At 45.3% G+C, this 12,554-nt stretch carries 13 protein-coding genes, 1 other RNA gene and 1 pseudogene; 13 read left to right on the forward strand and 2 right to left on the reverse strand.

Going from position 1 to position 12,554, the window contains the following annotated elements; genetic code table 11:
* Positions 1-155: 155 nt before the first annotated feature.
* Positions 156-602: a YppG family protein gene (locus M1E06_RS09765; protein ID WP_020451916.1), complete on the forward strand. Its 447-nt coding sequence runs from the start codon at positions 156-158 to the stop codon at positions 600-602.
* Between the two features lie 18 nt (positions 603-620).
* On the opposite strand, the gene M1E06_RS09770 is transcribed toward M1E06_RS09765, so the two are convergent.
* Positions 621-1,040, reverse strand: coding sequence for an Hsp20/alpha crystallin family protein (locus M1E06_RS09770; RefSeq protein ID WP_023857414.1), 420 nt, complete (start codon positions 1,038-1,040; stop codon positions 621-623).
* 172 nt (positions 1,041-1,212) lie between these two features.
* Here M1E06_RS09770 and M1E06_RS09775 point away from each other — a divergent pair, with 172 nt between their 5' ends.
* The 8 genes from M1E06_RS09775 (at position 1,213) to M1E06_RS09810 (ending at position 8,656) form a co-directional block, all read left to right on the forward strand.
* Complete coding sequence (locus M1E06_RS09775) at positions 1,213-1,719, forward strand: PTS sugar transporter subunit IIA (RefSeq protein ID WP_020451914.1); 507 nt, start codon at positions 1,213-1,215, stop codon at positions 1,717-1,719.
* 132 nt (positions 1,720-1,851) lie between these two features.
* Positions 1,852-4,095 carry a DEAD/DEAH box helicase gene (locus M1E06_RS09780; protein ID WP_051967080.1) on the forward strand — a complete coding sequence of 748 codons (2,244 nt, stop codon included), beginning with the start codon at positions 1,852-1,854 and terminating at the stop codon, positions 4,093-4,095.
* A 5-nt stretch (positions 4,096-4,100) separates the two neighbouring features.
* Positions 4,101-5,414 carry a ribonuclease H-like domain-containing protein gene (locus M1E06_RS09785; RefSeq protein WP_035339366.1) on the forward strand — a complete coding sequence of 438 codons (1,314 nt, stop codon included), beginning with the start codon at positions 4,101-4,103 and terminating at the stop codon, positions 5,412-5,414.
* Between the two features lie 241 nt (positions 5,415-5,655).
* Complete coding sequence (locus tag M1E06_RS09790) at positions 5,656-5,925, forward strand: CotD family spore coat protein (protein WP_020451911.1); 270 nt, start codon at positions 5,656-5,658, stop codon at positions 5,923-5,925.
* A 116-nt stretch (positions 5,926-6,041) separates the two neighbouring features.
* Complete coding sequence (locus M1E06_RS09795; RefSeq protein WP_020451910.1) at positions 6,042-6,593, forward strand: DUF1273 domain-containing protein; 552 nt, start codon at positions 6,042-6,044, stop codon at positions 6,591-6,593.
* Positions 6,594-6,673: 80 nt separating this feature from the next.
* Complete coding sequence (gene gpsB, locus M1E06_RS09800; protein WP_003182873.1) at positions 6,674-6,970, forward strand: cell division regulator GpsB; 297 nt, start codon at positions 6,674-6,676, stop codon at positions 6,968-6,970.
* Positions 6,971-7,022: 52 nt separating this feature from the next.
* Positions 7,023-7,409: RNase P RNA component class B (rnpB, locus tag M1E06_RS09805), an RNA gene on the forward strand.
* A 95-nt stretch (positions 7,410-7,504) separates the two neighbouring features.
* The gene (locus M1E06_RS09810; RefSeq protein ID WP_026579403.1) at positions 7,505-8,656 is read left to right on the forward strand and encodes a THUMP domain-containing class I SAM-dependent RNA methyltransferase; all 1,152 of its coding nucleotides are present in this window, start codon (positions 7,505-7,507) and stop codon (positions 8,654-8,656) included.
* Between the two features lie 128 nt (positions 8,657-8,784).
* On the opposite strand, the gene M1E06_RS09815 is transcribed toward M1E06_RS09810, so the two are convergent.
* A complete protein-coding gene (locus M1E06_RS09815; protein WP_020451908.1) occupies positions 8,785-9,246 on the reverse strand; it encodes a hypothetical protein in 462 nt (153 codons plus the stop codon).
* Positions 9,247-9,501: 255 nt separating this feature from the next.
* Here M1E06_RS09815 and M1E06_RS09820 point away from each other — a divergent pair.
* The 4 genes and pseudogenes from M1E06_RS09820 to M1E06_RS09835 form a co-directional block, all read left to right on the forward strand.
* Positions 9,502-9,623 (forward strand): annotated as a pseudogene (locus tag M1E06_RS09820) (IS1595 family transposase); the annotation flags it as partial.
* A 146-nt stretch (positions 9,624-9,769) separates the two neighbouring features.
* Entirely contained in the window at positions 9,770-10,132 is a 363-nt protein-coding gene (locus M1E06_RS09825) for a hypothetical protein (protein WP_026579404.1), read from the forward strand.
* Positions 10,133-10,329: 197 nt separating this feature from the next.
* Positions 10,330-10,506 (forward strand): hypothetical protein, encoded by a 177-nt coding sequence (locus tag M1E06_RS09830; protein ID WP_020451906.1) that lies wholly within the window; start codon positions 10,330-10,332, stop codon positions 10,504-10,506.
* A gap of 108 nt (positions 10,507-10,614) precedes the next feature.
* Positions 10,615-12,534, forward strand: coding sequence for an ATP-dependent DNA helicase (locus M1E06_RS09835; RefSeq protein ID WP_026579405.1), 1,920 nt, complete (start codon positions 10,615-10,617; stop codon positions 12,532-12,534).
* The last annotated feature ends 20 nt before the right edge of the window (positions 12,535-12,554 follow it).

The raw sequence follows: 12,554 nt of genomic DNA on the forward strand, positions 1-12,554 counted from the left end.
ATTAATAATATCGTACCATAACAATTCGACTTTTTTCTGTTTTTCAAATATTAAAATTTTCGACACTTTTTGACAAACTTGTGACAGAACCTTTGGAACAGGAAATGCCTTTATATCATACACATATAAAAAAGGGCTTTAGGAGGAGAGGAAAGATGGAAGAGAGGAGAACCGCCGTATATCCTTATTCCGGCCCCGGTGCGTATGTTCAAGCCGATCAGCAAAACCATCATGCCTATCATCCCGTTCAGCCGTACTACAGCCAGGAAACCGTCCCGTACGCTCATCCAGCTCAGCGGCCGCAGGCCTATCAGCAGCCGATCGAGCAGAATGTGGACCCGTTTTCAGTCTATCATCAGCCTGTTCAGCAGCAAATGCAGCCGCCGCTTCCGCCGTTTCAGGCATTTCCTTATCAGCATCCATATCCCTCGCCGCGGCCGAATCTCCACCAGCCATCACAGTTTCAAAGCTTTCTGTCGCAATTCAAAAAAAAGAACGGGCAGTTTGATTTCAGCAAAATGATGGACACCGCTGGCCAGATGGTGAGCACGGTCAACCAGGTCGGAGCGCTGGCCAAAGGGTTTATGGGATTCTTCAAATAAAAAAAGCATGGATGAAGGTCATTCATGCTTTTTTTGCTCCGGAAATGAGACCGTGAGGATATTTTGGTTCCACGACGTCTTCATTGTTTCTTCGCGGACGGGATATGGGAGCAAAACGGTTCTGGACAGGCTTGTAAACGATGAAGAACCGCCGCTTTCTTTTTTCTCCTTCAAGGCGACATGAAGATACCTCGATTTCGCTTCAATCATGATATCTCCGTTTTGAAACGATTCAGGAACGGCAATGTCGACGTGAAGCGCCTCATTCTCCTCTCTGATGTTCATGGAAATGGTGGAATTCTGAAGCTGGTCTGATATCAGTTTTTGGAATGAATTTAAAATATCGTGGAAAGGTGAATTGTAAAATAACTGTTCAACCGCTTCTTGAATTTCGTCTTTCTTGCTGAGCGAGTGATTGTCGTTTTCCTTGAAATCCATTCTTCATCACCCCGGTTTTTTATTTTCAGCTTATGCAGGGGCTCTTGGTATGGTTATTCATTGATGGGAATTTGAAAGTGTGGTTAAATAGTGGGGAATCCAAAGATTTATTTAACCTGTTCCTCTTTTAATAGCCATCATAAAGAGGCGTTTTGAAAGGAGCCCAACTGTATTGCTGAAAAAATTATTCGGTATTGGTCAGAAACAAAATGAAATGAAAGAAGAAACCGTTTTTTCACCGGTAGACGGACAAGTTTTGGAACTTTCAAAAGTCCCTGACCCCGTTTTCTCCCAAAAGATGATGGGTGACGGAATGGCTGTCGAGCCTTCCGCAGGCGAGATCGTCTCACCTGTCGACGGGGAAGTGATCCAGCTGTTCCACACAAAACATGCCATCGGCATCCGTTCACTGTCCGGCGTGGAACTCTTGATTCATATCGGTCTGGAAACCGTAGCGATGGAAGGCGAAGGTTTCACAGCCCATGTCAAAGAAGGAGACAAAGTAAAAGTCGGCGATCCTTTGATAACGTGCGATTTGGAACTGATCAAGGAAAAAGCGAGCAGCACCATTACGCCGATCGTCATTATGAACGGTGATGTGTTGGAGCGCGTCACAAAACATGAAGAGGCAAAGGCGAAAAAAAGCGAGACAAAGCTCATGGAGCTTAAAGTTAAGTAACAGCAAAAAAGCAGGGAGCGATTCTCTGCTTTTTCATTTTCTCAGGAAATCACCTCTTTCAGAACGAACGGACATTCGCTAAAATAGAAGGGAGAGGTGACAGCGTTGTTTCAAAAACGAAATTTGACAGATATGATTCAGCTTCTGAAAGAAGACCAAGCTTTCAGCAGGCAAATTGTTCATTGGCATACAATTGAGGAAAAAGAAGCGGATTACCGCGATTTTCCTGAAGGTTTAGATAAAAGAATCGTGCATGCTTTACAGCAGAGAGGGATAGAAAAGCTGTATTCCCATCAGGCTGACGCGTTTCTGCACAGCGCCGCCGGCAAAAACGTGACGCTTGTGACGCCGACGGCATCCGGGAAGACGCTTTGCTACAATCTGCCCGTCATTCAGCGGATCACAGAAGACCAGGATGCGCGCAGCTTATATCTTTTTCCGACAAAGGCATTGTCGCAGGACCAAAAAAGTGAACTGAACGAATTAATCGATGAAATCGGTGCGTCGATCAACTGTTATACATATGACGGAGATACGTCGCCTTCGATCAGGCAGAAAGTCAGAAAAGCAGGACATATCGTCATTACAAACCCGGATATGCTGCATTCGGCGATCTTGCCCCACCATACAAAATGGGTGTCATTGTTTGAAAATCTGAAATATATCGTCATCGATGAGCTTCACGTATACAGGGGAGTCTTTGGCAGCCATGTAGCCAATGTCATCAGACGGCTGATGCGGATCGCTGAATTTTACGGAAGCAAGCCGCAGTTTATCTGTACATCCGCGACGATCGCCAATCCATTGGAGCTCGCTGAGACGCTCACAGGGCAGCCGATGCATCTGATTTCAAACAACGGCGCCCCGTCGGGAAGAAAGCATTTTTTATTTTACAACCCGCCGATGGTCAACCGTTCGCTTAACATCAGGAAAAGCGCGACCCTTGAAGTGAGAAAGCTCGCATCCGAATTTCTGAAAAACGGCATTCAAACGATTGTGTTTGCAAGAAGCAGAGTCCGGGTTGAAATTATATTGACATACTTGCAGGAAGTGATGAAACCGATTGTCGGCCCTCATTCGATTCAGGGGTACAGGGGCGGCTATCTGCCGAACGAGCGGCGCGTCATTGAAAAAGGCCTTCGCAGCGGGGACATTAAAGGCGTTGTCAGCACGAATGCGCTTGAGCTGGGCGTTGATATCGGACAGCTGCAGACATGCATCATGACCGGATATCCGGGAACGATCTCGAGCGCCTGGCAGCAGGCCGGCCGCGCTGGAAGAAGGCACAACGAAGCGCTGATTGTCATGGTGGCAAGTTCCGCCCCGCTCGATCAGTACATTGTACAGAATCCGGACTATTTCTTTAAACAAAATCCCGAGACTGCCGTCATTAATCCGGATAACCTGGTCATTCTTGTCGATCATATTAAATGCGCAGCCTTTGAACTGCCTTTCAAAAGAACGGACACATTCGGCGGTGCCGACATCGAGGATATTCTTGACTACTTGGCAGAAGAAAGAGTCCTCCACTTAACCGGGAACACGTATCACTGGATGAATGACGCTTTTCCGGCGCACGGCATCAGCTTGAGGTCGGCTTCTCAGGAAAATGTTGTCATTATTGATCAGTCAAAGCGCGAGAAGGCGAAAGTGATCGGGGAAATGGACAGGTTCAGCGCCATGACGCTTCTGCACGATGAAGCCATTTATTTGCATCAAGGCATCCAATACCAGGTGGAAAAGCTTGACTGGGAGGAGAAAAAGGCGTTTGTCCGCGAGGTTCAAGTTGATTACTATACGGATGCCAATCTCGCCGTCCTATTGAGAGTTCTCGAAGTTGACAAGGAGAAAAAGACAGAAACCGCAGCGTTCGGTTTTGGGGATGTGACCGTTCAGGCGAAAGCGACGATTTTTAAGAAAATAAAATTTGAGACGCATGAAAATATCGGCTCAGGCCCGATTCATCTGCCTGAAGAGGAACTGCATACCAATGCGGCTTGGGTGCAGGTGAACGATGAGGAGCGGCAAAATTGGAACGACATCAAATTGGAAGAAGCTTTGCTTGGGACTGCAAACGTCCTGGGACATGTCGCCGCCTTAAAAGTGATGTGCGATCCGTCTGATCTGCACGTTTTTCCGCAAATTAAAGCCGTTCATAACGAAAAGCCGACGATCTTTTTGTATGATCGCTATCCCGGCGGAGTGGGGCTGTCTCAGAAAGTGTATGAACAAATGCCTGAGATCATCAGTGAAGCGCATCGGCTGATTTCAAGATGTCCGTGTGAGTCAGGATGCCCTTCCTGCATAGGAGTGGGCGGCAGCGGCGATCAGACAAAAAACAATGCGCTGCGCCTTTTAAAAGGCTGGAAAGGTTGAGCGGAATGTCTTTAAAACGAAAACTTAACCGCTATAAGCATCACCTGGGAAATCAAGCGAAAGAAGAAAAAACGGATTCTCCGGCAGAAAAGCGGACTTCCGCGTCCGTCGGCTTTGAGAAAGAATGGGCCGAACTCGGTGTTAAACCGTATGTGTTTGAGGACTGCTATTGCCTGATCAGGGAAGTCGTTTATCCGTTGACACATGTTCATGGCCATTACGCATTTTCTGAACTGCATGAGACGGTTAGGCGCTGGAACAACAGCGACGTTTCCCATTCGCTTTCAAGCAAAGGGTATACACCGAGCCAGCTTTTCTTCTTTGATACGGAAACGACCGGTCTCGGGGGAGGGGCCGGCAATGCGATCTTTTTGCTCGGCCATGCACGGGTGTATGACGACCGCGTAGTCGTCAAACAGCATCTGCTGCCAAAGCCGGGGCACGAAGCCGCCCTCTATCACAGCTTCCTGAGTGAAGTCGATATTCAGTCTCTTGTCACCTATAACGGGAAAGCGTTCGACTGGCCTCAGGTGAAAACGAGGCACACGCTGATCCGCGACAGGGTTCCGAAGCTGCCGGATTTCGGCCATTTTGACCTGCTCCACGGATCCCGCCGCCTTTGGAAGCATAAGTTTGACCGCGTCTCTTTGGGGACGGTGGAAAAGGAAGAGCTGGGTGTTGGAAGAACTGAAGATACGCCGGGCTACCTGGCGCCGATGATGTATTTTCATTTTTTAAAGGAGGAGCGTCCGGAAATCATTGAAGGCGTTTTGCGCCACAATGAGCTTGACGTGCTTTCTTTAATTTCTCTTTACATCCATTTATCGAAGAAAATCCTCACTCCGGAGCAGACAGCGGAAGCAAACGAAAAGTACGCGATGGCCAAATGGCTTCTCGCCAACCGGGAGACAGAGCTTGCGACAGCGCAATTGCAGGAGCTTGAAAAAAAGCCTTTCGAGCAGTCTGAACGCGCATCATTCGATTTATCCATGCAGTATAAAAAGCAGGGCATGCTAAAAGAAGCCGCATCCCTTTGGCTGAAGCTCCAAAATGGAACAGACGGAAAAACCGCCTGGCGCGCAGGCATCGAACTCGCCAAATACTTTGAACATCGAAAGCGGGACATTCGGGCCGCCCTCGAGGTAACGGATAACCTGATGCTGCAGCACGGTTCACAAAAGTTTGAGCTGACCGAAAAAGAAGTAGCCGGTCTTTTGAAACGGCGCGAGCGGCTGGAAAGGAAATTCGGACGAAATATTCCCCGGGCAAGCGCAGAAAACGACGATCTTCGAAAGCCAAACATTTCAAGCATGTTATGAATTGTAGAAACCGATCGCTTCTTGTAAAATAGCGTTAGAATGGTTTGAAGGGAGCGTCGATATGTATAAGGGGCTGTTTTATCTGTTTTTTGTCGTCGTACTGTTTATCGTATTAATCATGACGAATTTCAAGGAAAGCTTTATGGCTTACTTTTAAAATAGGTTTTTATATTAGTACATGTTTACCCCTTGCTTCATAGTTTAATAGTGTATATAGAAGCTTAAAGAAAGGGGAATTTTCATGCACTGTAAACCGCATGTAATGGCGCCGATTGTTCATCCTACTCAATGCTGCTACAACCATACGCAAAGCAAAACCGTCGTACCGCACATTCACCCGCAGCACACAACGAATGTCAACCATCAGCATTTTCAGCATGTTCATTACTTCCCGCAAACTCAATCAGCTGTCAACCAGGCATCACATCAGCACTTCGTGAGCCCTGGCGCAGGAATGATGCCCGGGCCTGGAGCGATGCCAGGACCTGGAATGGGTATGGGTCCTTACTAAAAAGGATTTTCGGAAGTTTTGTCAGGATGAACGAGCGCCGGATTGAACGTGAGCAACAGAATATCTTTTAAAAAAATGGGGCGGAATACGGCCCCATTTTTTAGCAGGTGATCATAATGAAAGTATTGGCCGTTACAGGGTACAAGCCGTTTGAACTGGGGATTTTCAAACAGGAAGACAAGGCCCTGTTCTACATAAAAAAAGCGCTTGAAAACCGATTGACCGCCCTGCTTGAGGAAGGGCTGGAATGGATCCTTATCTCAGGCCAGCTCGGCACGGAACTATGGGCGGCGGAAGTTGCGTTTTCGCTGCAGGAAGAATATCCCGACTTGAAAGTGGCGGTTATCACTCCGTTTTTGGAACAGGAAAAGAAGTGGAACGAGAAAAATCAAGAGCAGTATGAAGCTGTGCTCGCAGCCAGCGATTTCACTGAAAGCTTGACACACAGGCCGTACGAAAGCCCGGTCCAATTTAAACAAAAAAACCGGTTTTTCATCGAAAAGGCGGATGGCTTATTGATTCTGTACGACGAGGAAAGAGAAGGCTCGCCTGTTTATATGCTGAATGAAGCAAAAAAAGCTCAAGAAAAACGCGATTTTCCGATTTACACGATTACGATGGATGACCTGAGAGTCACCGTTGAAGAAAGCAGCTTTTACGAAGAGTAAAAAGTGCAAGAGAAAATTTGACATTGCACACGTTTTCTGAAAAAATATAAGATGATGATTCACGATATGAGGTGAAAAAGATGCTTGCTGATAAAGTGAAGCTTTCTGCTAAAGAAATTTTGGAAAAAGAATTCAAAACAGGAGTCAGAGGCTACAAGCAGGAAGATGTTGACAAATTCTTGGACATGGTCATTAAAGACTATGAAGCCTTCCATCAGGAAATCGAAGAATTGCAGCAGGAAAACCTGCAGTTGAAAAAACAGCTTGAAGAAGCGAACAAGAGACAGCCGGCTCAATCAAATACGACCAATTTTGATATTCTAAAACGGCTTTCCAATTTGGAAAAACATGTGTTTGGAAGCAAATTATACGATTGATGAAAACCGCTTGCCCTTTAGAACAAACTAAGCTATAATAGTTGATGTCTTAACGTTCGGGTAATCGCTGCAGATTTTACATCTGTAGAGGAAAGTCCATGCTCGCACGGTGCTGAGATGCCCGTAGTGTTCGTGCCTAGCGAAGTCATAAGCTAGGGCAGCCTTGCAGAAGGCTGACGGCAGGAAAAAAGCCTACGTCCTTTATGGATATGGCTGAGTATCCTTGAAAGTGCCACAGTGACGAAGTCTCACTAGAAATGGTGAGAGTGGAACGCGGTAAACCCCTCGAGCGAGAAACCCAAATTTTGGTAGGGGAACCTTCTGGACGGAAATGAACGGAAAGAAGGACAGAGTTGACTCTGTAGATAGATGATTACCACCCGAGTACGAGGCTTAGCAGCCGACAGCAGTACGACGGAACAAAACATGGCTTACAGAACGTTACACACTATTATGATGATGACAATGTATAAGCTCTCCGCAGGTAGGAGAGCTTTTATCATGTAAAAAACATACATAAAAACAGGTGATATGATGAAAACCTATACATTAATTGCAACAGCGCCGATGGGAATTGAAGCGATCGTTGCCAAAGAGGTGCGAGATCTAGGATATGATTGTACGGTTGACAACGGCAAAGTCGTGTTTGAAGGTGATGCCCTCGCCATCTGCAGAGCCAATCTGTGGCTGAGAACTGCTGACAGGGTGAAAGTGCAGGTTGCCGAATTTACGGCCAAGACCTTTGACGAGTTATTCGAGAAGACAAAAGCGATCGACTGGAGCGCCTATCTTCCTGAACACGCCTCATTCCCCGTGACGGGAAAGTCTGTTAAATCAGTGCTTGCAAGCGTGCCGGACTGCCAGCGCATCGTCAAAAAGGCGATCGCCGAGAAGCTGAAATCAGCGTATCAGACACAAGGCGGGTGGCTTGAGGAAACAGGCCCGGAATATAAAATCGAAGTCTCCCTTTTAAAAGACAAAGCGGTCATTACGCTTGATTCATCCGGAGCCGGGCTTCATAAACGGGGATACCGAACCGGTCAAGGGGAAGCGCCGCTGAAAGAAACCCTCGCTGCAGCATTGATTCAATTGACAAATTGGACGCCTGACAGACCTTTCGTCGATCCGTTTTGCGGTTCGGGCACGATACCGATCGAAGCGGCTTTGATCGGCCAAAATATTGCGCCGGGTTTCAACAGGGATTTTGCATCCGAAAGATGGGAATGGATCGGCAAAGAAGTGTGGGATCAAGCAAGGCTTGAAGTCGAAGACAAAGCGAATTATGATCAGCCGCTGTCAATTTCGGGGTATGACCTGGATCATCGTATGATCGAGATCGCCAAAGCGAATGCCGAGGAAGCGGGACTAGCCGATTTCATCGAATTTAAGCAAATGCAGGTAAAGGATTTTCGGACGAAAGAGGAATACGGCGTGATTGTCGGAAATCCGCCGTACGGGGAACGCCTCGGTGAAAAGAAAGCAGTCGAAGCCATGTATAAAGATATGGGCGAAGCATTTGCCGGACTTGATACGTGGTCTGTTTACATGCTGACATCAAACGAGCGTTTTGAAGAGTGCTACGGGAAAAAAGCGACAAAAAAACGGAAACTCTTTAACGGTTTTATTAAGACGGACTATTACCAGTATTGGGGGAAAAGGCCGCCAAAACCGAATAAAGAGAAGTGAAGCTAAAAGGCTGCCATGAAACGGCAGCCTTTTTTCTTTCCATAGCTGGAAAGCCGCCGAACGGCGTTTTTAAATTTGCGCGCCCGCGGGATTATCCCCTTAAAAGCGCATGGCAAAACATCGATTCACTAGTAAATCCATGAATCATTTTTCTTTTTATAAGACGAATCATAGCATTTTTTGCGCGGCTCATAGTAGCAGTCTTTCTTGCAAGGTTTGTGGTAATCGTAGTCTTTTTTACAAGGCTCATGGTAGTAATAATCCTTTTTGCAATAATCGTAATCCTTCTTGCAAGGCTTATGGTAATCGTAGTCTTTTTTGTAATCCTCATGGTAGTAATAATCCTTTTTGCAATAATCGTAATCCTTCTTGCAAGGCTTGTGGTAATCGTAGTCTTTTTTGTAATCCTCATGGTAGTAATAATCCTTTTTGCAATAATCGTAATCCTTCTTGCAAGGTTCATGGTAATAGAAGTCTTTTTTGCAAGGCTCATGGTAGTAGTAGTCCTTTTTGCAATAATCGTGATCTTTCTTGTAAGGATCATAATCATAATCCCAATAATCTTTCTTTGCCGGTTCATAATAGTACATAAACTCTCCACCTTTAGTCTATAAATTTTTAAGTCCCTACAGGATATGATAGAAAAACAGAATAGACTGGGTTTTTATTGTGGATAAAGCGCACATTGTCTAACACAGTCCTTACTATCTGATGTTAAGCTGTTGTTTGACTGGAAAAAGGGTGTTTGACCGCTGTGAAAACGGTTAAACGTAAATGTTGATATTTGATAACTTCCCCGAAATTTTGATACAATCAAAATCAGAACAAATATTCGATGGTAAGTTATCAAGGAGAGCAAAGCGTTTAGCAACTTGTTAAAGGATATCAGCAGATTACCACACACCCAAAAAGAACAAGATGGGTTAAACGCTATGTTGAACCTTCTTCCACTGTGAGTGGTCGATTGTCGCTGCGAAATATCTTGATTTTTATTTGTCGATAGTCGAAATGACAGTTTACGACTCGCAAAAATGAATGTGCAGTCCTAATTCAACCATTAAGCAGATTGTTAAAAAATGTTGAATCATTAAAAAAGAAAAATGAGGTTTGTATATGAATTCTGTCAGCCAAGAAATCCAAGATTTTTCCATTCAATCGTTGGAGTCAACTTTTAATAAACTAACAAATGCTTATAAAAGCACGAAAGAAAAAGGTTCAAACACAACTCTTGTCAAAAAGAGACTAAACGCAGTAAAAATTGGTTTAGAAAGCCTAAAAGGTATTTGGAATGGAGAAGATTTTGGCTATAACGAAGAAATCATATTGACTTCTAAAGAAGTTTTACAAGGTATCATTCCATCTATTGAAAAACAAATAGCCAAAGCAAAAGAAGGCAGTCCTCAAAAAACATTAAAAGAGCGTCGCTTGACTGCACTAAAACTGGCAATCGAATCTTTGGAGAACCGTCTTATATAAGACGGTTCTTAAAGTTTTTAATTGTTCCGGAATTGGGTGAGTTACATAACAAGATTGAAGGAAACCATTTTTCACTATGGATTCCCTTTATTTTTGCGTATTTATCAAGAGCAAAGAAAAAACATAAAATCAGCCTGTATAAAAACGATTCATCCTGCATATACTCGGGATTATTGATTTTGAAAAGGGGTGATTTCATGTTGAACAGCGATCACATTCATATGATTCAAAAAGCGCTGGAGACGTCAGAAAACCAGCTCGAGGACATTGGCGAAGAGCGCCTTACATATGCTAAGGAAGAATTGAAAAACGCGATCAGCCATATGGAATCGACGGATCATCCGTTTTTGACGCATTCGATTTACCGGAAATAGTTAAGAGAGGCTTCCTGCTCCTTTTCTCAAATCTTTCTTGTTGAATTTCCCGAATCATAGTGATAGGATAGAAGTTCTGAAAACTCGATAGTTGGGGGTTGGAGCAGGGTGACAGCATCTCGTCTGCCTTTTTCATTAACAAAAACAAAAAACTTTTATGAAGAACTGAACAATTGGATCGGTGATGTATTTTACGATATTCTTCCTGAAAAAGGCTTTGATTTGCGCGATGAGCAAATATTCATGGCTTTTCAATTAGAACGGGCATTTAAGGAAAAGAAGGTCATGTTTGCAGAAGCCGGAGTCGGAACCGGAAAAACGCTCGTCTATCTTCTGTTTGCCTTGAGCTATGCCAGGTATACGGGCAAGCCGGCGGTCATCGCTTGTGCGGATGAGACGCTGATCGAACAGCTCGTCAAAAAAGAAGGCGATATTTACAAAATTTCCGAGCATTTGGGCTTGACGATTGACGCAAGGCTCAGCAAATCGCATGATCAATATTTATGTTTGAAAAAACTGGAGAAAACGATGCAGCGATCTGATGATGAGAAATGGCTTGACCTCTACGAAAGTCTGCCGTCTTTCGTTCATGAATCGCAGGGCATGCAGTCTTTTTATCCGTACGGCGACCGCAAAGAGTATTCGTCTTTATCAAATGATGAATGGTCTGAAATCGGTTACGATTCTTTTCAAGACTGTCTCACGTGCGACATGAGGCACCGATGCGGACTTACACTGTCAAGAGACCATTATCGAAAATCAACCGATTTCATCATCTGTTCCCATGATTTCTATATGGAGCACGTTTGGACAGAAGAGGCGAGAAAACGGGAAGGCCAGCTTCCGCTTTTGCCGGAACACAGCGCTGTGGTTTTCGATGAAGGGCATCTGCTCGAGTTTGCGGCGCAAAAGGCGCTGACGTACAGGGTGAAGCAATCGACGCTCGAAATGTTTCTCGAGCGCCTGCTCGGCAATGACATCAGAGAAGAATTTGCAGAGCTTGTCGAAGAAGCGCTTCGCGCCAACGACGAATTTTTCGGTTTGCTTTCAGAAAACGCCGAAAAAGCAGAAGGCTCTGAGCGCATGCGCATCAAAGATCATGCCAATCTGAAAAAAGCGGCCGCCGAGCTGTATGATTTGCTTGAAAAGATCGGGGAGGCGCTCGTTTTTGAAGGCGAGCTGTACACGATCGACCAATACGCTTTAACCGTTGTTGAAGAGTATCTCGAACAGATGGCTTACTCCCTTTCGCTCTACAGGAAAAATGCGATCAGCTGGCTTGAGCAAAAAGAGCTTGAGTCAACATTCGTCGTCATGCCGAGAACCGTCTCCGAAGTTCTCGGAGAAAAAGTGTTCTCCAAGCAGATTCCATTTATTTTCTCATCGGCGACATTATCGGAAAACGGATCGTTCGATTATTTAGCGACAAGCCTTGGGATCCGCGACTACTTATCATTTACCGTTGATTCGCCGTACGACTATGAAGAGCAGATGAAAGTGTGCATCCATCGAATTGAGGAAAAAGAAGCAAAAGAAAAAGCGGCAATCCGTGCAATCAAAGAATCGGGCGGGAAAACGCTGATCCTGTTTCCGTCTTTTGAGGAGCTTCTGTCCTTCAAGCGCCGGACTGCACAGGAATCATTTTCGTTTCCTGTTTACTTTGAGGGGGATGAAGAAATCAGTACAATCGTTGAAAAGTTTCAAACGGTTGAAGAATCCGTTTTGTGCTCTGTGCATCTATGGGAAGGGCTCGATATTCCCGGAGATCCGCTGCAACATGTCATCATCTGGTCGCTTCCTTTTCCGCCGCATGATCCTGTGTTTGAAGCGAAGCGGAGCGGTTTGGAAAACGCCTTTCGCGAAGTAGACCTTCCTTACATGCTGCTAAGGCTGCGCCAAGGCATCGGCCGTCTGATCAGATCAAACAGCGACCGCGGCACGATCAGCATTTTTGCGGGCGATGAACAAGAATGGAATGTGATAAAAGAAGTCGAATCTGTGCTTCCTGTTCAGCCGGTTTATGTATAAAGAAAAGCGGACATCCCGCT

The organism is Bacillus sp. AK124, from assembly GCF_053903085.1.

Coding starts and splice junctions, on each gene's coding strand:
- M1E06_RS09780 (WP_051967080.1), top strand. CDS start 1,852: ATGATTCAGCTTCTGAAAGAAGACCAAGCTTTCAGCAGGCAAATTGTT.
- M1E06_RS09810 (WP_026579403.1), top strand. CDS start 7,505: ATGAAAACCTATACATTAATTGCAACAGCGCCGATGGGAATTGAAGCG.
- M1E06_RS09795 (WP_020451910.1), top strand. CDS start 6,042: ATGAAAGTATTGGCCGTTACAGGGTACAAGCCGTTTGAACTGGGGATT.
- M1E06_RS09765 (WP_020451916.1), top strand. CDS start 156: ATGGAAGAGAGGAGAACCGCCGTATATCCTTATTCCGGCCCCGGTGCG.
- M1E06_RS09825 (WP_026579404.1), top strand. CDS start 9,770: ATGAATTCTGTCAGCCAAGAAATCCAAGATTTTTCCATTCAATCGTTG.
- gpsB (WP_003182873.1), top strand. CDS start 6,674: ATGCTTGCTGATAAAGTGAAGCTTTCTGCTAAAGAAATTTTGGAAAAA.
- M1E06_RS09785 (WP_035339366.1), top strand. CDS start 4,101: ATGTCTTTAAAACGAAAACTTAACCGCTATAAGCATCACCTGGGAAAT.
- M1E06_RS09790 (WP_020451911.1), top strand. CDS start 5,656: ATGCACTGTAAACCGCATGTAATGGCGCCGATTGTTCATCCTACTCAA.
- M1E06_RS09830 (WP_020451906.1), top strand. CDS start 10,330: ATGTTGAACAGCGATCACATTCATATGATTCAAAAAGCGCTGGAGACG.
- M1E06_RS09770 (WP_023857414.1), bottom strand. CDS start 1,040: ATGGATTTCAAGGAAAACGACAATCACTCGCTCAGCAAGAAAGACGAA.
- M1E06_RS09815 (WP_020451908.1), bottom strand. CDS start 9,246: ATGTACTATTATGAACCGGCAAAGAAAGATTATTGGGATTATGATTAT.